20 protein-coding genes are annotated in these 23448 nt (G+C 70.5%); 6 read left to right on the forward strand and 14 right to left on the reverse strand.

Features of this window, described 5'->3' with window-relative positions; genetic code table 11:
* Positions 1-198 precede the first annotated feature (198 nt).
* The 6 genes from P6F26_RS08590 to uraH all read right to left on the reverse strand — a co-directional run bounded on the left by P6F26_RS08590 (position 199) and on the right by uraH (position 7507).
* Positions 199-1455 (reverse strand): glycosyltransferase family 2 protein, encoded by a 1257-nt coding sequence (locus P6F26_RS08590; protein ID WP_278028268.1) that lies wholly within the window; start codon positions 1453-1455, stop codon positions 199-201.
* Positions 1452-2264, reverse strand: coding sequence for a hypothetical protein (locus P6F26_RS08595; RefSeq protein ID WP_278028269.1), 813 nt, complete (start codon positions 2262-2264; stop codon positions 1452-1454). The genes P6F26_RS08590 and P6F26_RS08595 overlap by 4 nt, the downstream gene beginning before the upstream one ends.
* Before the next feature lie 158 nt (positions 2265-2422).
* On the reverse strand, positions 2423-4243 hold the full coding sequence (locus P6F26_RS08600) for a glycosyltransferase family 2 protein (RefSeq protein ID WP_278028270.1): 1821 nt from the start codon (positions 4241-4243) through the stop codon (positions 2423-2425).
* Between the two features lie 137 nt (positions 4244-4380).
* A complete protein-coding gene (locus tag P6F26_RS08605) occupies positions 4381-5262 on the reverse strand; it encodes a bile acid:sodium symporter family protein (protein ID WP_278028271.1) in 882 nt (293 codons plus the stop codon).
* A 6-nt stretch (positions 5263-5268) separates the two neighbouring features.
* Entirely contained in the window at positions 5269-7002 is a 1734-nt protein-coding gene (locus P6F26_RS08610) for an AMP-binding protein (protein ID WP_278028272.1), read from the reverse strand.
* A 151-nt stretch (positions 7003-7153) separates the two neighbouring features.
* Positions 7154-7507 (reverse strand): hydroxyisourate hydrolase, encoded by a 354-nt coding sequence (gene uraH, locus P6F26_RS08615; protein WP_278028273.1) that lies wholly within the window; start codon positions 7505-7507, stop codon positions 7154-7156.
* Between the two features lie 104 nt (positions 7508-7611).
* On the opposite strand from uraH, the gene puuE reads away from it, so the two are divergent.
* The gene (puuE, locus tag P6F26_RS08620) at positions 7612-9021 is read left to right on the forward strand and encodes an allantoinase PuuE (protein WP_278028274.1); all 1410 of its coding nucleotides are present in this window, start codon (positions 7612-7614) and stop codon (positions 9019-9021) included.
* Positions 9018-9506 carry an ureidoglycolate lyase gene (locus tag P6F26_RS08625; RefSeq protein ID WP_278028275.1) on the forward strand — a complete coding sequence of 163 codons (489 nt, stop codon included), beginning with the start codon at positions 9018-9020 and terminating at the stop codon, positions 9504-9506. Before puuE ends, P6F26_RS08625 begins: the two co-directional genes overlap by 4 nt.
* 86 nt (positions 9507-9592) lie before the next feature.
* On the opposite strand, the gene bhcD is transcribed toward P6F26_RS08625, so the two are convergent.
* The 4 genes from bhcD to bhcA form a co-directional block, all read right to left on the reverse strand.
* The gene (gene bhcD / locus P6F26_RS08630; RefSeq protein WP_278028377.1) at positions 9593-10558 is read right to left on the reverse strand and encodes an iminosuccinate reductase BhcD; all 966 of its coding nucleotides are present in this window, start codon (positions 10556-10558) and stop codon (positions 9593-9595) included.
* A 32-nt stretch (positions 10559-10590) separates the two neighbouring features.
* Positions 10591-11754, reverse strand: coding sequence for a 3-hydroxy-D-aspartate aldolase BhcC (gene bhcC / locus P6F26_RS08635; protein WP_278028276.1), 1164 nt, complete (start codon positions 11752-11754; stop codon positions 10591-10593).
* Positions 11755-11821: 67 nt separating this feature from the next.
* Complete coding sequence (bhcB, locus tag P6F26_RS08640) at positions 11822-12799, reverse strand: beta-hydroxyaspartate dehydratase BhcB (protein ID WP_278028277.1); 978 nt, start codon at positions 12797-12799, stop codon at positions 11822-11824.
* 22 nt (positions 12800-12821) lie between these two features.
* Positions 12822-14012: an L-aspartate--glyoxylate aminotransferase BhcA gene (gene bhcA / locus P6F26_RS08645; RefSeq protein ID WP_278028278.1), complete on the reverse strand. Its 1191-nt coding sequence runs from the start codon at positions 14010-14012 to the stop codon at positions 12822-12824.
* A 179-nt stretch (positions 14013-14191) separates the two neighbouring features.
* On the opposite strand from bhcA, the gene bhcR reads away from it, so the two are divergent.
* Entirely contained in the window at positions 14192-15031 is an 840-nt protein-coding gene (bhcR, locus tag P6F26_RS08650; RefSeq protein ID WP_278028279.1) for an HTH-type transcriptional regulator BhcR, read from the forward strand.
* 12 nt (positions 15032-15043) lie between these two features.
* On the opposite strand, the gene P6F26_RS08655 is transcribed toward bhcR, so the two are convergent.
* Positions 15044-15523 carry an Lrp/AsnC family transcriptional regulator gene (locus tag P6F26_RS08655; RefSeq protein ID WP_278028280.1) on the reverse strand — a complete coding sequence of 160 codons (480 nt, stop codon included), beginning with the start codon at positions 15521-15523 and terminating at the stop codon, positions 15044-15046.
* 94 nt (positions 15524-15617) lie between these two features.
* Between P6F26_RS08655 and putA the strand changes: the two genes are divergently transcribed.
* Positions 15618-19118 carry a bifunctional proline dehydrogenase/L-glutamate gamma-semialdehyde dehydrogenase PutA gene (gene putA, locus P6F26_RS08660; protein ID WP_278028281.1) on the forward strand — a complete coding sequence of 1167 codons (3501 nt, stop codon included), beginning with the start codon at positions 15618-15620 and terminating at the stop codon, positions 19116-19118.
* 147 nt (positions 19119-19265) lie between these two features.
* On the opposite strand, the gene P6F26_RS08665 is transcribed toward putA, so the two are convergent.
* Together P6F26_RS08665 and P6F26_RS08670 are read right to left on the reverse strand one after the other, a co-directional pair.
* On the reverse strand, positions 19266-20015 hold the full coding sequence (locus P6F26_RS08665) for an SDR family NAD(P)-dependent oxidoreductase (RefSeq protein WP_278028282.1): 750 nt from the start codon (positions 20013-20015) through the stop codon (positions 19266-19268).
* A 118-nt stretch (positions 20016-20133) separates the two neighbouring features.
* Positions 20134-21408, reverse strand: coding sequence for an NAD(P)/FAD-dependent oxidoreductase (locus P6F26_RS08670; RefSeq protein WP_278028283.1), 1275 nt, complete (start codon positions 21406-21408; stop codon positions 20134-20136).
* A 188-nt stretch (positions 21409-21596) separates the two neighbouring features.
* On the opposite strand from P6F26_RS08670, the gene P6F26_RS08675 reads away from it, so the two are divergent.
* Both P6F26_RS08675 and P6F26_RS08680 read left to right on the forward strand, forming a co-directional pair.
* The gene (locus P6F26_RS08675; protein ID WP_278028284.1) at positions 21597-22415 is read left to right on the forward strand and encodes an SDR family oxidoreductase; all 819 of its coding nucleotides are present in this window, start codon (positions 21597-21599) and stop codon (positions 22413-22415) included.
* Positions 22416-22604: 189 nt separating this feature from the next.
* Positions 22605-22766, forward strand: coding sequence for a hypothetical protein (locus P6F26_RS08680; RefSeq protein WP_278028285.1), 162 nt, complete (start codon positions 22605-22607; stop codon positions 22764-22766).
* Positions 22767-22795: 29 nt separating this feature from the next.
* Here P6F26_RS08680 and P6F26_RS08685 read toward each other — a convergent pair whose 3' ends face one another.
* Positions 22796-23431, reverse strand: a complete 636-nt coding sequence (locus tag P6F26_RS08685; protein ID WP_278028286.1) for an ABC-type transport auxiliary lipoprotein family protein — start codon at positions 23429-23431, stop codon at positions 22796-22798.
* Positions 23432-23448 lie beyond the last annotated feature (17 nt).

The following is a 23448-nucleotide window of genomic DNA, read 5'->3' on the forward strand; positions in this document are numbered from 1 at the left end:
ATCCGCGCGCCGGGGAGGGGCCGGCGCGCGGATCGCCGGACGACGCGACGGCGGCTTGGCCTGATTTCGGGGCATTTACGGCACCTTACTGCAAGTCCGCCCCGGAGCCTGCCGCTGGCGGCGGGTCTCGGGGCGCCGGTCCGTTTGCGCCGCCGCGCGGCCGCCGCCCTAGGCACGGGCGCACGCCCGGATCGGCGCTTACCGGTCCTGCGGCAATCCGCGGGCGCGAAGCTCGCGTGCGTCGCGCGCATCGCGCGCGGCCTCCAGCCGCGACACCGAGGCGGCGACCCGCCGCGCGATTTCGGGGTCGGGCACGCCCTCGCCGCGCAGCCGCGCGACGACCGCCTTGCCCCTCGCGTCCAGCGGTTGCGTGAACACAAGCCCGTCGAGCGCGTCGTAAGGGACCGCCGCACACGCGGCCAGCGCTTCCATCCGCCGGGCATGTCCCGGCTCGGCCGCGAGACGCCTCAACTGCGCCGCATGCCATGCGCGCCCGTTGCGGTGCAGCGCCGCGAGCGCGGGGTCGCGCAGGTAGCGGGCCACGCGGTCGCGCACCGCGGGCAGATGCCCCAGAAGGTCCCCGCGCTCGGTCTCGTTGCGGTCGAAGATGCCGAAATAGACGGCATCGTACTTGTCGTGCTTGGCGTTCACGTTGCCCCTGAGCTGGCGCAGCAGGAACGCCTCGCGGCTCTTGACCGCGAAGTGGGCCAGTTCCACGAGGGAGTAGCCCAGCGTCACAGCGGACGAACGCCACATGCCCTCCATGAATTGCCGCGTCATCGGACGGCCCGACCCGTTGACCCAGTCGAACGCGGCGAGGCGGGCCGCCCGCGCGGGGTCCGTCCCTGCGCCCTTCAGCGTCGGGCGATGGATGCCGAGCCGCATGTCCGAGAACGGCCGGAACAGCGTCTTGACGCCCCAGCCCCTGCGGAAGTCGTCGGGCGCGCCGCGCGTGTAGCTTTCGAGGACGAGGCCGGGATCCCAGTCGGTCAGGCCGCACGACCCCATGATCCGCCACGTGATCACGATGCCCTCCGTCCCCTCGGGGACCGCCGCGATCAGGTCGGGCAGGCGGCGCCCGCCGACCTTCACCGACACGAACTCGTCCGCGTCCAGCACCATGAGCCAGTCGGTCTCGAGGACCGCGCGGTCCTTCTGCGCGGCCTTGAGTGCGCTGGGCTGCGGCTTGCCGCCAGGCGGCACGGGATTGTCCCGCCGCAGGACCGGGACGCCGATGCGGGCCAGCCGGTCGAGCATCGCGTCCGTGCCGTCCCGGCAATCGTTGGTATAGACCACGATCCGGTCGAAGCCCACGACCTCCTGGAAGGCGATCCATTCCAGAAGCGAAGGCGCCTCGTCGCGCATCATCGTGAGCGCTGTGATCCGCTGGCCCATGCCGGGATAGAAGCCCGAAGCGTCTTCGCCCGCAAGAGAGGCGCGGGCGCGGCGGCTCACTCCTCGAGGGCGGCGCCCGGGTCGATGCCGATCTCCCGGCACATCCTCCAGGTGTAGGAGTTCTCGAGCGGCGCGTGCTTTCGCCACCACGGCCGCGTGCCGTTGGTGTAGAGATGCACCGACACCGTCGCCTCCGTGAACCATCCCTCCACGCGCCCGTGCGGGTCGTAGAACACGTCGTTGAGCTGGAACGGCACGGGATAGAGCGTGTCCGGCGCCATCGCGCGGTCCGCGTCGCCGGTGCGGCGGGCGAACCATGTGAAGGCCTGCGGCCCGAAGGCCGTGCGCTCGGTGCGGTAGATGCGGACGGCATGGGGCAGGGCCGGGTCCTGCCGCCCGATCTTGCGGCACTGGTTCCTGTTCCACCAGGGCGGCACCTCGGGGAGGTTCTCGTAGTAGTCGAGAAGCATGGCGACGAGCTCGCAATCCCGCGGCAGGCCGACGACCCCGCAGTTCAGCGCCCCGCGCATCCCGTGGCCCGCGAAGATCCACTCCCATTCGTCGGGGAAGGGCGCGTGGCAGAATGCGTCGCAGTCGATCCAGATCGCGCCTGTGGCCCTTATCATCCGGTAGCGGAACACGTTCGAGAGGTAGGAGGCGGATGTCTGCGCGACGAGATCCATCGGTATGTCCATGATCTCGGAGGCGGGCCGGAGGTCCACGCCCTCGGGCGCGTTGGCGACCTCGCCCGTGCAGTAGAGCGTCACGGGATGGCCGTGTCGCAGGTGCGAGGCGAGGCAGAGCTGGTTGAGGTAGTGGAGCCGGTCGCCGATCCAGAGCGAGGCGACGGGGCGGCGGTCGTGGGCCATGCGGGGCTCCGCGGTGAGTGGGGCGGCGCGTCCGATCTGGCGCGCGGCCAACGCTCGGGCGAGCTTCGTCCATTTTCGGTGGCGTGACAATCGCGTCGCGGGCGTGCGCGCCTCCGGCGGGGCGTATTTGGGGAAAGATGAAGGAGCTGCGGTCCTCGTCAGGTCCCGCGGTCGAATTGCAGGCTGCCCGCGCCGGCGCGGTCCGTCGCCTCGCGGAAACCCGCCTCGTGCAGGACGGGGGCGTAGGCCGCGCGCAGGGCGCGCGCGCCGGCGGCCGAGGCGAAGGGCAGGACGACGCGGGCCAGTGGCGACAGGTCCTGCGCGGCGAGGGCCGGGGGCGGCACCGCCTCGGGACGGGCGAGCCGAAGGACCGTGGGGCGGAATGCGGCGATCAGGGCGGCGAGCCCCGGCGCCCCGGCCCCGCCGCCGTTGGGGGGACCCAGCGGGTCGGCGGTGAGGCGCAGGCGCGGGCCGTCGGCGACCCCGGCCCGTTCGGCGACGCGCCGGGCGAGGGGGATCAGGCCGGGGCGGTCGTCCTGTGCCAGAACGAGGAGCCCGTCGACCTCGGCGAGCGCGCGCAGGGGAATGAAGGCGAGCCCGGTGCCGATGTCGAGAAGGCGCGCGCCCGGCTCGAGATAGGCCGCGATGTTGCGGGCGTGGCGGCGCTCGAAGCGGCCTACGCGGATGGCCTCGAGCGCCGTGGGTTCCAGCACGCGCGGGTCGGCGGGCAGGTCGATGCCCTGGTTGCGCACCCAGTCCGCGATCTCGCCCGGAGCGGTTCCGGGCGGCGCGGGGGCGGGTGGTGCAGGGTTGTGGGGGTGTGGGACGTGGCGGCCCCCTTCGGTCGTGTCCGCGGGCGTGGCGGCCTTCCGTTCGACGCGGGCCATCCGCGCCGCGATGCGGGCCGGGTCGCGGGCCTTGGGCGGGCGCGCGTCGACCTGTTCGATGGGCGTCCTCGACGCGGCGAGGAGGCTTTCGCGGAGCGCCGCGTGGCCGCGGGTCCGCCGCATCGCGGCCAGCCGCACCTCGACACGGGCCTGCGCGGCCTCGTGGAGATCGGCAAGGATCGGGTCGGCGAGGAGGGCCGTCATGACCTCGCGGCGGCGCGGGGCGTGGCGCAGGATGCCGCGATCCTCGGCCTCGTTGCGGTCCTGAAGGGCCCAGTAGGCGGCGTCGTACTTGTCCTTCTTGGCGTTGACGTTGCCCCGCGCCTTGCGCAGGGCGTAGGCGTCGGCGGACTTGAGCGCGTAGTGGTTCATCTGCGCCCAGTCATGGCCGACCGTGCGCCGGATCGAGCGCCATCCGCGGAACCTGAAATACGGCTCCATCGGCCGGCCCGAGCCGTTCAGCCACTTCACGCTGTCGGGGAAGCCTGTGGCGAGCCACTTGTTGCGGATCGAGGGGCGGTGGATGCCGAGCTTCCAGTAGGCGGGATCGAAGCGGAACAGCGTCTTGACCCCCCAGCCCTTGTTCCAGTCGAGGGGCGCGGCCCGGACGAACTGCTCGGTCACGGGCGCGCGGGACCAGTCGGCGATGCCCGACGAGCCGAAGATGCGCCATGTGAGCACGATGCCGTTCGCGCCCTCGGCGACGACGGCGTCGAGCAGGCCGTCGAGCGTGCCCGAGGGGTGGTTGATACACAGGAACTCGTCCGCGTCGCACAGCAGCAGCCAGTCCGAGCGCGCAACGAGAGGGTCGTCCTGCGCGTGGCGGATGGCGGAGGGCTGGGGCTTCATCCCGGCGGGGATCGTGTTGTCGCGGTGATGCGCGAGGCCGAGCTCCTGCAACCGGCGCAGCATCTCGACCGTGCCATCCGTGCAGTCGTTCGTGTAGACGAGGATGTCGGTGAAGCCGACGGCGATGTGGTGGGCGACCCATTCGAGGAGGTAGGGCGCCTCGTCCTTCATCATCGAGACGACCATGACGCGCCCGTGCCGGGAGGCGGGCGCGAGACGGGAAAGGAGGCTATCGTGCTGCACCTGCCCTGCGGGCCCCCGGGGTTCCAAGTTTCACCCGTTCGATAGCACGGCGGCCGGGGCCGCGGCCAGAACCGGCGCCGGTCCCGCCGCGAGCGTGGGCGCGGATGCGTATTTTGGGAAAGATGAAGCCCGGACGATCAGAGCAGGCTGTCGGGCAGCTTCTGTTCGGCGGCGGTGTTGGCGCGGCGGAAGATCAGGGTGACGAGCGTCGAGGTCAGGACGATGAAGAGCGAGTAGAGCGCGCCGACGGCCATGATGCCCTGCTGCTCGGGGCCCGAGAAGGTGAGCGCGATGATCGCGATGGCGAGCGGCCCGTTCTGGATGCCCGTCTCCAGCGCGACGGTGCGCGCGTTCCTGGGATGGAGGCTGAGCGCACGCGCGAAGGCGTAGCCGATGGCGATGCCGAAGACGCCGAGCATGATGGCCACGAAGTAGGTCGCGGGCGTGGTCGTCAGCAGGAACTGCCAGTTCCGGGGGACCCACGAAATCGCGATGAAGGCGATGAAGAAGAGCGCGAGGGCCGATCCCATGAATTCGGTCACCGCGCCCACGTTGGCGTTGATCCGGCGCAGGCCCATGCCTATCGCCACCGGCACCAGCAGGATCAGGAGGGTGATGACGATGTTCTCGCGCGGGATCGTGAGGTCGAGCGCGGAGGCGTAGATCAGAAGCACGATCGGGATCAGGACGACGCCGAACACGGTGGAGGTCACGGTCATCAGGACCGAGAGCGCGAGGTTGCCCTTGGAGAAGTAGGTGAAGATGTTGGAGGTCGTGCCGCCCGGCATGCAGGACATGATGAGAAGTCCGACGGCGATGGGATCCGGCAGGTCGAGGGTGATCGCCATGACGAAGCCGATCAGGGGCATGAAGCCGTATTGCGAGATCACCCCGATGGCGAGGCCGTAGGGGCGCCTGAGCGCCAGCCAGAAGTCGCGCGGCGTGAGCGAGGCGCCCATGCCCAGCATGATGACGAAGATCATGAGCGCGAGGAGCGCCTGTTCGAAGGCCCCGACCATCGCGCGCTACTCCGCCGCCTGCCGGGCGGGCGCCTGCGCGAGCTCGGCCGCGCGTAGGTCCTTGCGGAGGATCTTGCCCACGTTCGACTTGGGCAGCTCGTCGCGGAACTCGACCCGTCTGGGGATCTTGTAGGCGGTCAGGTGCTCCTTGCAGTGCGCGCGGATGTCGGCCTCGGTCAGGCTGCGGTCGCGGAGGACGACGAAGGCCTTGACCGCCTCGCCGCTGCTGTCGTCGGGCACGCCGATGACCGCGCTTTCGAGGATGCCGGGATGGGTGGCGAGGCAGTCCTCGACCTCGTTGGGGTAGACGTTGAAGCCCGAAACGACGACCATGTCCTTCTTGCGGTCGACGATGCGGATGTATCCGTCCGCGTCCATCACGCCGATGTCGCCGGTCAGGAACCAGTCGCCGCGCATCACCTTCGCGGTCTCGTCGGGGCGGCGCCAGTAGCCCTTCATAACCTGCGGGCCGCGGGCCGCGATCTCGCCGGGTTCGCCGTGGGGCACGGGCGCGCCGTCCTCGCCGAGGCAGGCGACGTCGGTGGAGGGCAGCGGCACGCCGATGGAGCCCGACCGCGTCTTGCCGAGCGGGTTGAAGGTCAGGACCGGCGAGGTCTCCGTCAGGCCGTAGCCCTGCAGGAGGGGCCTGCCGGTGATCTCTTCCCAGCGCTCGGCCACCGCGGACTGGAGCGCCATGCCGCCCGCCGAGGCGAATTTCAGGTGCCGGGGCGGCGTGTCGAGGAACCATGGCTCGTGCGCCAGCCCGTTGAAGAGCGTGTTGACCCCGCTCATCCATGTGACGGGGTAGTTCTCGAAGGCGCGGCGCAGGTTGCCGAGCGGCCTGGGGTTCGGGATCAGGAGGTTGCGCCCGCCAAGCGCCCAGAACCCCAGCAGGTTCACCGTGAAGGCGAGGATGTGGTAGAGCGGCAGCGCCGTCAGCGCGACCTCGCGGCCCTTCTCCAGGCCCTCGATCAGCTCGAATGTCTGTTCCATGTTCAGGATCAGGTTGCCGTGCGTCAGCATCGCGCCCTTGGCGACGCCGGTGGTGCCGCCGGTGTATTGCAGCACGGCGACGTCGTCGGGCCCGAGCGAGGCGCTGTAGTCCGAGACCTCGACGTGATCCCGGCTCCGGTGCGCGCGCCCGGCGGCGATGGCGTCGGGCAGGCGGATATGGGCGGTCTCGATCGGCGAGACCGAGCGGTCCCAGTAGCGCTGGACGAGGCCCACGATGCCGCGCGGCATCCGGGGGAAGAACTCGGCCACGCGGGTGACGATGACGTTGGGGATCGGGTGGCCGCGGGTGGCGGCGGGAATCTTGTCGGCGAACATGTCGACGGTGATCAGCGCATGTGGCGCGGCGTCCTCGAACTGCTTGCCCATCTCGTCGGCGGTATAGAGCGGGTTGACGTTGACCAGCACGCATCCCGCCTTGAAGACGGCGAAGGCCGCGACCGGGAAGGACAGGCAGTTGGGCATCTGCAGGGCGACCCGGTCGCCGGCGGACAGGCCCGCCACCTCGCGCAGGTAGATCGCAAGCGCATCCGACATCTCGTCGACCTGCGCGAAGCTGAGCGTGCCGTTCATGCCGTTGGGCAGCACGCAGGTGAAGGCCGGGCTGGCGCGGTAGGTCTCGGCGATCCCGCCGATCAGGTCCGGCAGGATGCGATGGCTCGCGCTTTCGATCACGGGCCGGACGTGCGGACCGTAGAACGCCGTCCAAGGACGTGTTGTATCGGACATGAGGTTCCTCCCTCGAACGCTCACGAAACTCCCTGACGCGCGAGCTTACCCGAAACTTCGCGTCACGGAAGCCGGACGTTGCGGAAGCGTCGGGGTGCGGCGTTCGGCGGCGGCGCGGTTTGCGGTGTCGCCCGGCGGCCGGCGGCCGGGCTCAGCTGCCGCGATAGGTCGAAAAGCCGTAGGGCGACAGCAGAAGCGGCACGTGATAATGCGCCTCGCGCGCCATTCCGAAGCGGATCGGCACAACGTCGAGAAACAGCGGCTCCTCTCCCGCCGTCCCCGTGGCCCGCAGGTAGTCGCCGGCCTCGAATACCAGCTCGTAGGTGCCGGTGCGGAACCTCTCGCGCGGCAGGATCGGCGCGTCGGTGCGGCCGTCGTCGTTGGTGACGGCCTCCGCCAGCGTCTCGCGCACCGTGCCCTCCAGCCGGTGAAGCGTGATGCGCAGGCCCGCCGCAGGACAGCCGCGCGCCGTATCGAGGACATGCGTCGTGAGAAATCCGGCCATTTCTGCCTCCCTGATGCGCGGCAACACTTCCCCAGCCACAAGGCGCTTGCAAGCCCCCGGAGGCTTGGCCAAGTCTCGGGGCGCCGCAGCAGGAGGCGCCGGACATGACACGCTACCCCCGAGACATGACGGGCCACGGCCCGACCCCGCCCGACCCGCAATGGCCGGGAGGCGCGCGGATCGCCGTTCAGGTCGTGGTGAACTACGAGGAGGGGGGCGAGAACAACATCCTGCACGGCGATTTGGCGTCCGAGGCGTTCCTGTCGGAGATCGTCGGCGCCTCCGCCTGGCCGGGGCAGCGCCACTGGAACATGGAATCGATCTACGAATACGGCGCGCGGGCGGGGTTCTGGCGGCTGCATGCCATGCTGAAGGACCTGCCGGTGACCGTCTACGGCGTCGCGACCGCGCTTGCGCGCGCGCCCGAGCAGGTCGCGGCGATGAAGCGGGCCGGCTGGGAGATCGCGTCCCACGGGTTGAAATGGGTCGAGTACAAGGACTTCGCCGTGGAGGACGAGCGCGCCCACATGCGCGAGGCGATCCGCCTCCACCAGGAAGTCGTCGGTGAGCGCCCGCGCGGCTGGTATACCGGCCGCTGCTCGGCCGACACCGTGCGCCTCGTCGCGGAGGAGGGTGGCTTCGCCTACGCCGCGGACGCCTACGCCGACGATCTGCCCTACTGGATGCGCTTCGGCGACAGGGACCAGCTGGTCGTTCCCTACACGCTCGACGCCAACGACATGCGCTTCGCCACGCCGCAGGGCTTCAACTCGGGCGACCAGTTCGAGACCTACCTGCGCGACAGCTTCGACACGCTCTATGCCGAAGGCGCCGCCGGCGCGCCCAAGATGCTGTCGATCGGCCTGCATTGCCGCCTCGCGGGGCGCCCCGGCCGCGCCGCGGCGCTGAAGCGCGCGCTCGATCACATGGCCGCGCATGACGGCGTGTGGTTCGCCACCCGCCTGCAGATCGCCGAGCACTGGGCCGCGACCCATCCCCCGAAATCCGCGCCGCGCCCCTCGGAGATGGACCTCGCCGCCTTCGTGGCGGAGTTCGGCGGCATCTTCGAGCATTCCCCGTGGATCGCCGAGCGCGCCCACGCTCTGGAGCTGGGCCCGACCCACGACACCGCGCTCGGCGTCCATTCCGCGCTCGCCCGCGCCTTCCGCTCGGCCACGCCCGAGGAGCGCCTCGGCGTCCTGCGCGCCCACCCCGATCTTGCCGGCAAGCTGGCCGCCGCGCGTCGCCTGACTGCCGAAAGCACCGCCGAGCAGGCCTCCGCCGGCCTCGACGCCCTGACCGACGCCGAGCGCGCCGAGTTCACTGCCCTGAACGACGCATACACGGCGAAATTCGGCTTTCCCTTCATCATCGCCGTGCGCGACCACGACAGGCAGGCGATCCTCGAGGCCTTCCGCCGCCGCCTCGGCCAATCCGCCGAGGCCGAGTTCGCCGAGGCCTGCGCCCAGGTCGAACGCATCGCCGAGCTGCGCCTTGAGGACAGGTTGCCATGAGCCGGGAGATCCACGTCGAGCCGCTGAACCCCGAGGCCTTCGCGCCCTTCGGCGACGTGCTGGAGGCCGAGGGCGAACCGGATCGGGTCATCAATGGCGGGCTCTGCGGCCGCTTCCACGACCGCGCCGCGCTCGACTTCTCGGATGGGCGCGCGGGCATCAGCCTGTTCCGCTCCGAGGCGCGCGTCCTGCCGTGGCGCCTGGAGATGGTCGAACGCCATCCCGATGGGTCTCAGGCCTTCCTGCCCATGACCGCCGATCCGTTCCTCGTCGTGGTCGCCCCGGATGCGGGCGGCGCGCCGGGCCGCCCGCGCGCGTTCCGCACGGTGCCGGGGCAGGGGGTCAACTTCCACCGCAACACCTGGCATGGCGTCCTGACGCCCCTCTCGCCGCCGGGACTATTCGCGGTCGTCGACCGCATCGGGCCGGGCCCCAACCTGCAGGAGCACTGGTTCGACGAGCCATGGCTCGTGACGGAGCGCTGAGCCCGGCGCTTCATCCTTGCCCTTAAACTCCCGCCGGAGGCTCCCGTCCCCGGCCCCGGGGCGTCTTTCGCCCGCCCGGTCCGCTCTCAGACCGGCACGACCGTCGCAAGCCCCCGGTCCACGGCCGTCTCGACGATCGCGGCGGCAACGGCGAGGTCCTGAAGCCCGACGCCTGTCCCGTCGAACAGCGTGATCTCGTCGGCCGAGGTCCGGCCCGGGTGCGTCCCGCCGATCACCGCGCCGATCTGGGTGATGTCGCCCTCGGCCAGGAGGCCGGCCGCGACCGCGTGCTGCGCTTCGCCGATCGACACCGATTGCGCGACCTCGTCGCAGAATACCGTCGCGCGCCCGAGCAGCGCCGCCTCGACCTCCTGCTTGCCCTTGGTGTCGGTGCCCATGCAGGCGACATGGGTGCCGGGGCTCACATGATCGGCCATCAGCGTCGGCGCGAAGCTCGACGTGATGGTGATGATGACGTCGGCCTCCGAAAGGCCCGGCAATTCCACCGCCTCGAAGGGCACGCCCATCTCCCCGGCCACGCGCCCGAGGTTGGGCAGCATCTCGGGGTGCATGTTCCAGCCGATCACCTTCTCGAAGGCGTGCGTCTCGAGCGCGGCGCGCAGCTGGAAGCCCGCCTGGTGGCCCGCGCCGATCATGCCCAGCACCTTGGCGTCCTTCCGTGCGAGATGCCGGATCGACACAGACGAGGCCGCCGCGGTTCGAAGCGCCGTCAGCAGGTTGCCGCCGACCATCGCGCGCACGCGCCCGGTGTCGGGATCGAACAGGAACACCGTGGACTGGTGGTTGATGATGCCTCTCCGCTCGAGGTTGTGGGGCCAGTAGCCCCCGGCCTTCAGGCCGAGCACGCCGCCCGCCCGGTCGAAGCCGCCCTTGAACCCGTAAAGCGCGTCCTCGTGTCCGATGGCCTCGCGCACGACGGGGAAGTTGTAGGCCTCGCCCCGCGCCATGGCGGCGAAGACGGACTCGACCGCCGCGAAGGCGGACCTGCGCGTCAGGAGGTCGGCGATCATGCTTTCGGGCACGATCGCCAGTTCGTTTGCGGGCGCTGCGGTGCCGTCCGCCATCAGTAGGCCTTTCCGCGCGCCGAGACCGGCCAGAGCGTCTCGACCACGCCGCCGCGGACGCCGACATACCAGTCGTGGACGTTGCAGGTCGGGTCGCAATGGCCGGGAACGAGGCGCAGCTTGTCATTCACTTTCAGAACGCCGTCAGGGTCAGAAACCACGCCGTGCTCGTCCGAGCATTTCACATATTGAACATCCGTCCGCCCGAAGATCACAGGCAGGCCGCTGTCGACGGACTGCGCCTTGAGGCCGGCGTCGACGATGGCCTTATCGGCCTTGAAGTGGCTCATGACGCTTGTCAGGATGAACAGCGCGTTCTCCCATTCGCCCTGGTCGATGCGCTTGCCGTCGCGGTCGAGGATGCGGCCGTAATCGGCGTCCATGAACGCGTAGGACCCGCACTGGAGCTCGTTGTAGACGCCGGAATTGGACTCGAAGTAATACGAGCCCGTGCCGCCGCCGCCGACGATGTCGCACTCCAGCCCTTCGGACTTCAGCGTGTCCACCGCGTCCTTCACCATGGCGACCGCGACGTCGATCTTGGCCTTGCGGTCGTCGTAGCTGTCCATGTGCTGCATCGCGCCCTGGTAGGCCTGGATGCCCGCGAACTTCAGGCCGGGGGCCGCGTCGATCGCCCTTGCGATCTCGACCACCGCGGGCGTCGTGGTGACGCCGCAGCGGCCCGCGCCGCAGTCGATCTCGACGAGGCATTCGATCTGCGTGCCGTGGCGCTGGGCGGCCTCGGACAGGTCCGCCACGTTCGCCACGTCGTCCACGCAGCAGATGGTGCGCGCGCCGAGCTTGGGCATCCGCGCGAGGCGGTCGATCTTGGCGGGGTCGCGGACCTGGTTCGACACCAGCACGTCCTTGATCCCGGCGCGGGCGAAGACCTCGGCCTCCGACACTTTCTGGCAGCAGACGCCGCAAGCGCCGCCGAGGTCGATCTGCAGAAGCGCGACGTCGACCGACTTGTGCATCTTGCCGTGCACGCGGTGGCGCATTCCGTGGGCGCGGGCGTAGTCGCCCATCTTCTTCACGTTGCGCTCCAGCGCGTCGAGGTCGAGGATCAGGCAGGGCGTCTGGATCTCGGCTTCGGGCATTCCGGGCGCGGCGGGGATGTCGAAGCCGACTTCGAGGCCTTCGAGGTTGGTGATGTCTTTCATGGTCTTGTCTCCGAGTTGTGCGGGTGCGGCGGGACGCGGCCCGCCGGAATGTTCGATGCCGAGGCGCTCAGGCCATCCAGGGCAGCTTGTCGAGGTCGACGTTTCCGCCGGTGATGATCACGCCCACGCGCTTGCCCCGGAACACGTCGGGGTTCTTGAGGATCGTGGCCAGCGGGACCGCGCAGGACGGCTCCATCACGATCTTCATGCGCGCCCATGTCAGCTTCATCGCCTCGACGATCTCGTCCTCGCTGGCCGTCAGGATGTCGGTGACGTGGTTCGACACGAAATGCCACGTCCGCTCCTTCAGGGGCACCTTCAGGCCGTCGGCGATCGTCACCGGGGCGTCGTCGGCGATGATATGGCCGGCCTTGAAGCTGCGGTAGGCGTCGTCTGCCTGCTCGGGTTCGGCGGCGTAGATCTCGATCCCGGGGGCGATGTTGGACAGCGTCAGGCAGCAGCCCGACACCATGCCGCCGCCGCCGATGGGCGCGATCACGGCGTCGAGCCCATCGACCTGGTCCAGCAGCTCGCGCGAGCATGTCGCCTGGCCCGCGATGACGCGCGGATCGTTGTAGGGGTGGACGAAATCGGCGCCCGTCGCCGCGTGCACCTCGGCGAAGACGGCCTCGCGGCTCGTGGTCGATGGCTCGCATTCGGTGATGATGCCGCCGTAGCCGCGCACGGCCGCCTTCTTGGCCTCGGGTGCGGTGCGCGGCATCACGACGTGGCAGGGGATGCCGCGGCGGCCCGCGGCATAGGACAGCGACAGCGCGTGGTTGCCGCTGGAATGGGTGGCCACGCCCCTGGATGCCGCCTCGTCGGAGAGGCCGAAGACGGCGTTGGTGGCGCCGCGCACCTTGAAGGCGCCGGCCTTCTGGAAGTTCTCGCACTTGAAGAACAGCCGGGCTCCGGTCAGCTCGTCCATGAAACGCGAGGTCAGGACGGGCGTGCGGTGGATGTGCGGCGTGATGCGGTCATGCGCGGCGAGAACGTCGTCCCAGTCCGGGAGGTCCAGTGCGCCGTCGGCGGTCGTATCCTTCATGTCCTCACCTTTCGTTCGGGTTTCATTCGGCCGCCAGCGCGATGGAGGGCGCCGTGCTGCGATAGACGTCCTGCGCCGCCGCGACGCCCGATCCGAGCTTCACGTCGAGGCCGAGGTCGGCCATGGCCATCTCGGCCGTCGCGATCCCGCTGAGCGCGAGGACGTCGGTGAGCATCCCCAGATGCCCGATGCGGAACACCTTGCCCGCGACCTCGCCCAGCCCGACGCCGAAGGCGACGCCGTAGGTCTCTGCGGCATGGGTGACGATGCGCGTGGCGTCGAACCCCTCGGGCGTGCGGATCGCGCTGACCGAGTTTGACCGGAGTTCGGGCCGGGCCGCGCAAAGCGTCAGGCCCCAGGCGTCGACGGCGGCCCTTATGCCGTCCGCGATGCGCGCGTGGCGGGCGAAGACGGCCTCCAGCCCTTCGTCGAGCAGCATCCCGGTGCTGACCTTCAGGCCGTTCAGCAGGCCCACGGCGGGCGTATAGGGATAGCCGTTCGCGGCGTAGCTGCGCGCCATGTCGCGGATGTCGTAGAAGCAGCGCGGCAGGCCGCCGGTCGCGGTCGCGGCCATCGCCTTCGACGAGAAGCCGGTGATGGCGAGGCCCGCGGGCAGCATGAAGCCCTTCTGCGAGCCGGTGACGGCGACGTCCACGCCCCATGCGTCGAACTCGAACGGCATCGAGGCGATGGACGAGACGCCATCGACGAACATCAGCGCCGGGTGTCCCGCCGCGTCCATCACCAGGCGCACCGCGGCGATGTCCGACACGACGCCGGTCGCAGTCTCGTTGTGGGTCGCGAGGACCGCCTTGATGCGGTGGCCCGCATCCTTCGAGAGGATCTCCTCGAACCGGTCGGCGGGGATGCCTTCACCCCACGGCACCTCGACCACCTCGACCGTCAGGCCGTGGCGCTGGCACATGTCGATCCATCGGTGGCTGAACATGCCGTTGCGCGCCGCGAGGACGGTGTCGCCCGGCGACAGGGTGTTGGTGATCGCGACTTCCCAGCCGCCGGTCCCGGTGGCGGGAAAGACGAAGACCTCGGCCGTCTCCGACTTCAGGACGCGCCGAACGCCGTCCAGCGCCGGCCGGAGGATGTCGGCGAACATCGAGGACCTGTGGTCGAGCGTCGGCATGTCGCAGGCGCGCCTGAGGCTTTCCGGCATGTTGGTCGGTCCCGGAATGAAAACCGGATTCTGGAGGCTCATGGCCGTCTCCTTCCCTTGCTGCACGGACATTACGGGCGCACCCGCACGGCGGCAATTTTTTTGAAAGCATTTTTCAAAAGTATTGGTTCCCGAGAGACTTTAATGATAACAGTGTCTTAGAATTTTTCGCCAGTTGAAAGAGTTTTTCACTGCGCTGCAGCATCAGGGAGCGACCGAAGATGCCCGAAGACGCGACGCCCGAATCCCCGCGCCGGGCGAGGGGCCGGCCCAAGGCCTGGTCCGACCGCACCGAACAGAACACGATCAAGTCTCTCGACCGCGCGATGGAGGTGTTCGAACATCTCTCGACCACGGCCGGCGCCACCCTGTCCGAACTTGCCGCAGACACCGGCCAGGCGCCGGCGACGGCCTACCGCATCCTCGTGACGCTTCAGGCGCGCGGATTGGTGGAGTTCGACCCCGGCCCGCAGCTTTGGCACATCGGGCCCCGCGCCTTCCTGATCGGGGCGCGCTACCTGCGCCGCACCTCGCTGGTGGAGCGCGCGCGGCCTGTCCTGCGCCACTTGATGGAACGGACGGGCGAGACCGCGAACCTCGGGATCGCGCGCGAGGGCGATGTCCTTTTCGTCAGCCAGGTCGAGACCCATGCCTCGATCCGCGCCTTCTTCCCGCCCGGAACCCTGTCGCCGATGCACGCATCGGGCATCGGCAAGGCGATCCTCGCCAACATGCCCTCCGAACGGCGCGCGCAGTTGTTCCGCATGGGAGAGCCCGTGCGCTTCACGCCGCGCACGCTGGTCGCGCCCGACCTGCTCGAGGCGGACCTGGCCGAGACGCGCGCGCGCGGCTTCGCCATCGACGACGAGGAAAAAACCGAGGGAATGCGCTGCATCGCGGCCCCGGTCTTCGACCTGCATGGCGAGGTCGTGGCGGGCATCTCGGTGTCCGGGCCCTCGGCCCGCGTGACCCATGCCGAGATCGGGCGGCTGGCCGAAGCCGTATGCGAGGCAGCGCGCGCGCTGTCCGCGGTCCTCGGCGCGCGCCCAGACGAAGGCTAAGGCGCGCGCCGCTCAAAGGCCGTCCGAGACGTCCTTCACCGCCTCCATCGAGACATGGGTTGAGGTGCCGGCGACGTGGGGCAGGGTCGAGATCACCTCTCCCAGCACGCGGCGGTAATCCTCGATATTCGCGCTGCGCACCTTCAGAAGGTAGTCGAAACCGCCCGCGATCATGTGGCACTCCTCGATCTCGGGCACCGACTGGACAGCCTTGTTGAACGCCCCGAGAGCCGCCTCGCGCGTCGCGGAAAGCCGGACCTGGACGAAGCTGACGTGGCTGCGCCCGAGGCGCACGGCGTCGAGAACGGCGCGGTAGCCGCGGATGTATCCCGCCGCCTCCAGCTTCTTCATCCTGACCTGGCAGGGCGTCTTGGAAAGCCCCACGCGCCCGGCAAGCTCGGTCACGGGGATGCGGCCCTCGCGCGACAGGACGGCGAGAATCCTGTGGTCGTAGGCGTCAAGTGAACCGGATTTGGCGGTATCTGGCGGCAAAATATCTGTCCAAAGTCCAAAAATACGTCTCATCTCCTACATTAACAGATAATTACGGGCAACCTGACCATTCAGGAAGTGGTAGGATTGGCCCATGAACGATCTCAGCCTCATGACCCCCGACCTTGCGTTGCACCGCGCCGCCGTGCGCGCACGCCACGTTGCGCCCGAGGCCGAGGTTCTCTCGGCGCTGGCCGACCCCGCGCCGATGACGCCCGAGCTGCGACAGGCCGCGACGCTGCGCGCCGCCACGCTGGTCGACCGGATGCGCGGCGGGTCGCGGCCCGGCCTGATGGAGGTCTTCCTTGCCGAATACGGCCTCTCGACCGAGGAGGGGATCGCGCTCATGTGCCTTGCCGAGGCGCTTTTGCGGGTCCCTGACGCCGAGACGGTCGACGACCTGATCGAGGACAAGATCGCGCCCTCCGACTGGGGCACGCATCTGGGACGCTCCTCGTCCTCGCTGGTGAACGCCTCGACATGGGCGCTCATGCTGACCGGCCGCGTCCTGCGCGATGGCCGGCAGCAGGGTGTCGCCCGGACGCTGCGCGGCGCCGTCAAGCGTCTGGGCGAGCCGGTGATCCGTACCGCGGTGCGCCGGGCGATGCGCGAGATGGGCAACCAGTTCGTCCTCGGCGAGGATATCGGCGCGGCGATGTCGCGGGCCGAGGCGCAGGAGGCGCGCGGCTACGCCTATTCCTACGACATGCTGGGCGAGGCGGCGCTGACGGCGGCGGACGCGCGGGCGTTCTTCCTGTCCTACTCGGAGGCGATCGCGGCGATCGCGCGGGCATCGGGCAGCGGCGATGTCGCCGACAATCCCGGTATCTCGATCAAGCTTTCCGCGCTGCATCCCCGCTACGAGGAAGCGCAGCGCGAACGCGTGATGGCGGAACTGGTGCCCCGCGTCCGCGAGCTCGCGCGCGCCGCGCGCGCCGCGAACATGGGCCTGAGCATCGACGCGGAAGAGGCCGACAGGCTGGAGATCTCGCTCGACGTGATCGAGGCCGTCGCGCGCGACCCCGAACTTGCGGGGTGGGACGGGTTCGGCGTGGTCATCCAGGCCTATTCCCGCCGCGCCGCGCCGGTGATCGACTGGGTCCACGCGCTGGCCGAAAGCCTCGGACGCCGCTTCATGGTGCGCCTCGTCAAGGGCGCCTACTGGGACACCGAGATCAAGCGCGCGCAGGTCGAGGGGCTGCCCGATTTTCCCGTCTTCACCCGGAAGGCCGCCACGGACGTCTCCTACATCTCCTGCGCGCGCAGGCTTCTTGGCATGACGCCGCGGATCTATCCGCAATTCGCCACCCACAACGCCCACACCGTCGCCGCGATCCTCGAGATGGCCGGTGACGACCGCAGAAGCTTCGAGTTCCAGCGCCTGCACGGCATGGGCGAGGCGCTGCACGACATGGTGAAGGCGGACGAGGGCACCCGCTGCCGCATCTACGCCCCGGTCGGCGCGCATCGCGACCTTCTGGCCTACCTCGTGCGCCGCCTGCTGGAGAACGGCGCGAACAGCTCCTTCGTGAACCAGGTGCTCGACGGAAGCGTGCCGTCCCGCACCGTGGCCGCCGATCCCTTCGAGGCCGAGGGCCTCGGCCGCGCGCATCCCGCCGTGAAGGCGCCAGCCGACCTCTACGCGCCCGAGCGGACGAATTCGCGCGGGTGGGACCTGCACGACCCGGTGACGCTCGAGGCGCTGGAGACCGCGCGCGCCCCGTTCCGCGACACGCGCTGGACCGCAGGCCCCGTCCTCGCAATCGAGCCGGGGCAGGGCGCGTCGGAGGCCGTGCGCAACCCCGCCGACCCCGAGGATCTCGTGGGGCAGGTCACGCAGACGGCCCCCGAGGATGTCGCCCGCGCCGCGCGCGCCGCACGGCCCTGGGACGCGGACGCCGCAGCCCGCGCCGCGGCGCTGACACGCGCCGCCGACCTCTACGAGGCCCACGCGCCCGAGCTTTTCGCCATCGTCGCCCGCGAGGCCGGCAAGACCCCGAAGGACGCCGTCGCGGAAGTGCGCGAGGCGGTGGACTTCCTGCGCTATTACGCCGCCCGCGCGACCGAGGTGGCCGACCCGCCGCAGGGCGTCTTCACCTGCATCAGCCCGTGGAACTTTCCGCTGGCGATCTTCACAGGCCAGATCGTGGCCGCCCTCGCCGCCGGCAACGCGGTGCTCGCCAAGCCCGCCGAGGCGACGCCGCTCGTCGCGGCGCGCGCCGTCGCGCTTTTGCACGAGGCGGGCGTGCCCCTGGCCGCGCTGCAGTTCCTTCCCGGTACGGGGTCGGGCATCGGCCGCGCGCTCACCTCGGACCCGGCGGTGGCCGGCGTCGCCTTCACCGGCTCGACCGGGACCGCTCAGGCCATCCACCGGGCAATGGCCGACACCCTCGACCCCGGCGCGCCGCTGATCGCCGAGACCGGCGGGATCAACGCCATGATCGTCGACAGCACGGCGTTGCCCGAACAGGCGGTGCGCGACATCGTCGCCTCGGCCTTCCAGTCCGCGGGCCAGCGCTGCTCGGCGCTGAGGATCCTCTACCTGCAGGAGGACATCGCCCCGGCCTTCCTCAGGATGCTGTTCGGCGCGATGGACGAACTGCGTCTCGGCGATCCGTGGGACCACGCGACCGACGTCGGCCCCGTCATCGACGCGGCCGCCCGCGACGGCATCCGCGCCCATGTCGAGGCGGCGCGGGCCGAGGGCCGCGTGATGCATGAACTCCCAGCCCCCGCTCAGGGCCATTTCGTGGCCCCTGTCGTCCTGCGCGTCTCGGGCATGGCCGAGATGGAGCGCGAGGTCTTCGGGCCGGTCCTGCACGTCGCGACCTACCGCGCGGACCGAACGCTTGCCGTGGTCGACGCCGTGAACGCGGCCGGCTACGGCCTGACCTTCGGCCTGCACACGCGCATCGACACGCGTGTCGAAGAGGTGCGGGCCGCCATCCGCGCCGGCAACGTCTACGTCAACCGAAACCAGATCGGCGCGGTCGTCGGCAGCCAGCCCTTCGGCGGCTGCGGGCTGTCGGGCACCGGGCCCAAGGCGGGCGGCCCGCTCTACGTGCCGCGCTTCTGCAAGCCCCGGCAGGGCCGGGGCGAGGCCGCCGAGGGGGCTCCGCTCTCCGCCGCGGACCTGACGCGCCGGATCGCCGCCCTGCCACCGGTCGATGCAGCCTCCGAGCCGGTCAGCCTTCCGGGCCCCACGGGCGAATCGAACCGCTACTCGACCGTGCCGCGCAGCGTCGTCCTGTGCCTCGGGCCGGGGCGCTCCGCCGCGCTCGACCAGGCCCGGCAGGCGCGCGCCGTGGGCTGCTCGGCGCTTGCCGTCGCGCCGGGCCTCTCCGGGGACGAGGGCCTTGACGGCACCCTCGATCCCGCGGCGCTCAGGGACCTTGGCGGCATCGAGGCCGTCGCGTGGTGGGGCGGGACGCCCGGCGCGCAGGATCTGCGCCGCGCGCTCGCCGGGCGCGACGGGCCGATCCTGCCGCTGATCACGGCCGCCGATCTCGCGCCCTTCTGCGTGACCGAGCGGCACCTGTGCATCGACACCACGGCCTCGGGCGGCAACGCGAGCCTTCTGGCCCGCGCGGGCTGACCGCGGGGAACGGGCGTTGCGGCGAAGCCTGCCGCCCTCCTTCATCCTTGCCGAAAAACTCCCGCCGGAGGCACCAGCGGCGGCAAGGGGCCCCCGGCCCCGCGCCGCCGCATGCGCGCCACCCGCCGCGCGCGTCCCCGCCCGCGATCACATCGTGTAGTTCAGTCCCAGGCGCCCGCCATCGACGTAGATCGTCTCGCCCGTGACGTAGCTCGACTTCTGCGAGCACAGGAAAGCGACCACGTCGCCGATCTCGCGCGGGGTGCCGACACGGCCGAGCGGCGTGCGCGACAGGACCCGCTGCAGGGCTTCGGGGTTCGCGTTGACGCCCGCCATCATCGCGGTGTCGATCGAGCCTGGGCCGACGGCGTTCACCCGGATCCCGTGCGGCGCAAGCGCGATCGCGGCCGCCTTCGTCAGCTGCATCACTCCGCCCTTCGAGGCGCAATAGGCCGGGATCGCCGGGATCGCGAGCTGCGCGTTGATCGAGGACATGTTGACGATCGCGCCCTGCATGCCGTTTTCGACCATGGTCCGCGCCGCCCGCTGGAGCGCCACGAACGTCCCGCGCAGGTTGACCGCGATGACCTTGTCGAAGGTCTCGAGGTCGTAGCTCAGGAAATCGCCGGGCATGGCGATGCCCGCGTTGTTGACCAGCGCCGAAACCGGACCGTGGTCCGCCTCGATCCGGTCGAACATCGCAAGGACCGCTTCGGCGTCGGCCATGTCGCAGGCGATGCCCGCCGCCGCGCCCAGCCGTGCCGCGGCCTCGGCCACGCCGTCCCCGTCGATGTCGGAGAGGATCACCTCGAACCCGTCCTCCTTCAGCGCCTCGGCGCAGGCCAGCCCGATGCCCTGCGCTCCCCCGGTCACAAGGGCCAGTTTCGCTTGTTCCATGTCTCGCTCCCGTTTTCGGTCTTCGTCGTCATGCTTGCCCGCGCGCCTCCGTCGCCAGCGCCCGCGCCCGCGGGGCTTAGACCCTCGCGCGGCCCCGTGCCAGCCTCGCCAGCTGCCGCTAGAGCGCCTTCACGATCTGGTTGGCCGCGAAGGCCGTCCTGAAAAGGCGCGCGCGCAGGTCCGTCGCCGGAACGTTGCGCACCCCGCTCATCGGAAGTGGCAGGTCCGCGGGGTCCATCCCGGTCAGAAGCTCCGCCATCGCCCTGCCGAAGACGGTCCCCGTCGTGATCCCGCGCCCGTTGTAGCCGATGGGGGTATAGAGGTTTTGGGCCAACTGGTGGATGCGCGGCAGGTGGTCCGGCGTCAGGGCGATCTCGCCGTGCCACGCTTCCTCGAAGGTGATCTCGCCAAGGTGCGGAAACAGCCGCCTCAGGCGCTTTTCAGCCCAGCGGCGCGACAGGCCGTCGCGGGCGTCGCCCATGACGCGGCCCATGGACCCCACGACAAGCCGCCCCGCGGCGTCCCGGCGCAGGCTCGACATGATCTTCGCGGTATCCCACAGGCCCTGGCGGCCGGGCAGGATCGTGGCGCCCTCCGCGCCCAGCGGCGCCGTGGCGAACTGGAAATACGGGATCGTCGTGAACACGTTCCGCAGGCCAGGCCACAGCTCGTCCGTGTAGGCGTTGGTCCCGAGGACGACGGCCCGCGCCCGGACCGTTCCGCGGTCCGTCTCCACGATCCACTGCGCGCCGTCGGGCCTGAGGGCGGTGACGCGCACCCCGGTCGCGATCCGCGCGCCCGCCCCGCGCGCCGCGCGCGCAAGGCCGCGGACGTAGCCCATCGGGTTCACCGTTCCTGCGCGGCGGTCCAGAAGCCCGCCCGCGAAGGCGCGTGTGCCCGTCAGCTCGGCGACCTGCTCGCGGTCCAGCATCTCGACCGGCGCACCCAGGCGCGACCATTCGGCGTGCCGTCCGACAAGGCCCTTCAGGCCCGATGCGGCGTGGGCGGCGTGGATCGTGCCCTCGCGCGTCGCCTCGCAGCGGATCTGGTGGCGCTCGATCAGGCTGAAGACGTATTCGGGCGCGGCCCCGAAGCGTTCGACGAAGCGCGGCCCGTAGGTCGGCCCAAGCGCGGCGCGCACCGCGCCCGGAGGGTGCCAGACGCCGGCGTTCACGAGGCCCGCGTTCCGCCCCGAGCCGCCATGGCCGATGCGGCGCGCCTCGAGCACGAGGCAGTCGAGACCCTTCCCGGCGCCGTGCAGCGCGGTCGAAAGGCCGGTATACCCGCCCCCCACGATGGCCACGTCCGCCGTGGCGTCGCCCGGAAGGGGTGCCTCGTGATCGGGTTCCTCCGCCGAGCGGTCCCACAGGGACACCTTCGTTCCGTCCGTCATGCCGACCCCGCTTCGCGGCCGCCGAAGGACGCCGCGCGCCGCGATGGTGCACCGCGCCCCCCGCGCCGTCAATTTCCGTGGCGGCCCCGGGCGATAACGTCGCGTTGCCGCCGACGTTGGGCATGGCCCGACGGCGTTCCGGCGCATAAGCTCGGGGCGACACCAGACAGACCCGAGGGAGGGACGCCATGAGCCTGACACTGGATTTCACCGGCAAGACCGTGGTGGTCGTCGGCGGCACGAGCGGGATAAATCGCGGCATCGCCGAATTGTTCGCCCGGCACGGCGCGCGCGTCGCCGTCGCTTCGCGCAAGCAGGAGAAGGTGACAGACACCGTCGCGGCGCTCGAGGCGCTCGGGGCCGAGGCCATGGGCTTCGCCGCCGACGTGCGCGACCCCGCCGCGGTCGAGGAGGGCCTCGGCCGCGTGCACGAGGCATGGGGCGACTTCGACGTCCTCGTGTCGGGCGCTGCCGGGAACTTTCCGGCCAGCGTCAGGGGCATGTCGGTCAACGCCTTCCGCAGCGTGGTGGAGATCGACCTGATGGGCACGCTCCACGTCATGAAGGCGAGCTACGCCTACCTCAGGAAGCCGGGCGCGAGCGTCGTCAACATCTCGGCGCCGCAGGCCTTCCTGCCGATGTACGGACAGGCGCATGTCTCGGCGGCGAAGGCGGGCGTGGACATGATCACCCGCTCGCTCGCGATCGAATGGGGCGGCGACGGCATCCGGGTGAACTCGGTCGTGCCGGGCCCGATCGAGGGCACCGAAGGCATGGCGCGCCTTGCGCCGGGACCCGAGGCGCTGGGCAAGGTCCGGGCCTCGGTGCCGCTCAACCGGCTCGGCACGCCCGACGACATCGGTCATGCGTGCATGTTCCTCGGCTCGGACATGGGCGCCTACGTCAGCGGCGCGATCCTGCCGGTGGACGGCGGCTGGAGCCAAACGGGCTGCGGGGGCATGGGCATGTTCCTGGGCAAGCTGGTGCAGCAGATGGAGGGAGACTGACCCCTGCGCCCCGCCCCGGCGGGGCGGGCGGTCCGCCGCTGAAATTGGGCGCTGCCGCGCCGCCGGCGTGACGCCCGCATCTCAGGGAAGGCCCGCGAGGATATACGAAAGGATAGTCGATCTAGACCGATGCGCGCTCAAATCTGACGGGAATTCGGCATATTCATGAAGGGACGAAAGGATTGTCCCATGAATTTTTCCCGATGCGCGCAAATTGACCGGATCTGGCGGCGGCCCGCTGGCGGCGATCTTCTGCTGAACGTGCCCGCCCGCGAGCCCGCGCCCGCGACGGCTCCCCTGTTCGCGATCCTCTCGATCATTCTTGTCGCGCTGCTGGTCGCAGGGCTCTGAGGCTTCCGCTCCGAGCGCGGGGCCCGGTCCTAGAGCGCCCCGAGCGACGAAAGCGTCCACAAGGCGAAGTCCGAAATCACCCGGCCGGCGGCGTCGTCGAAGGCTGCCGCGAGGTCGAGGTCCGACAGCGACGCGGCCACGGCGTTCGCGGCGAAGGTGCGGGACGCCACGATCTCCACACCGCGCTCGCGCACGATGCGCGCGACCATCCGCACCTCCACGCGCGCCGTCTCGCCCTCGGGTCCGAGGACGGCCTGGAAATCCACGAGTTCGGTGACGATGGCGAAGTCGCCGCCCGGTCCCAGCGGCTGCCGTCCGACGTACTGGAAGGCTTCCGTCGCATCCAGCGCGCGCAGCATGAGGGTCTGCACGACCTGCGGCGCGGGCGCGCTCCAGCGGACGCCGGGCAGGTATTGCGCCTGGAACGGGCCGGGCTGGATCAGGATGCGGTCCGTGGCCAGCGCGCCCCCGGTCGAGGGCTCCTCCACGATGATGTCGCGGCGCAGCGGGCGGCCCGGCCGCACGGGCAGGTCGCCGGGCGTCTCGAGCACGATGACCTCGAGCGGCGTCGCCGCGTCCCCCAGCGCCGAGATCGCGCTGCAGGACGCCAGCATCGGGAGGACGGCCGCCACGGTGGCGGCGCGCACCATGCGGGCCGGGGTCATGCGGATCTGCGGCAACG

It is taken from the genome of Roseicyclus salinarum (assembly GCF_029624655.1).
Lineage (GTDB): Bacteria > Pseudomonadota > Alphaproteobacteria > Rhodobacterales > Rhodobacteraceae > Roseibacterium > Roseibacterium salinarum.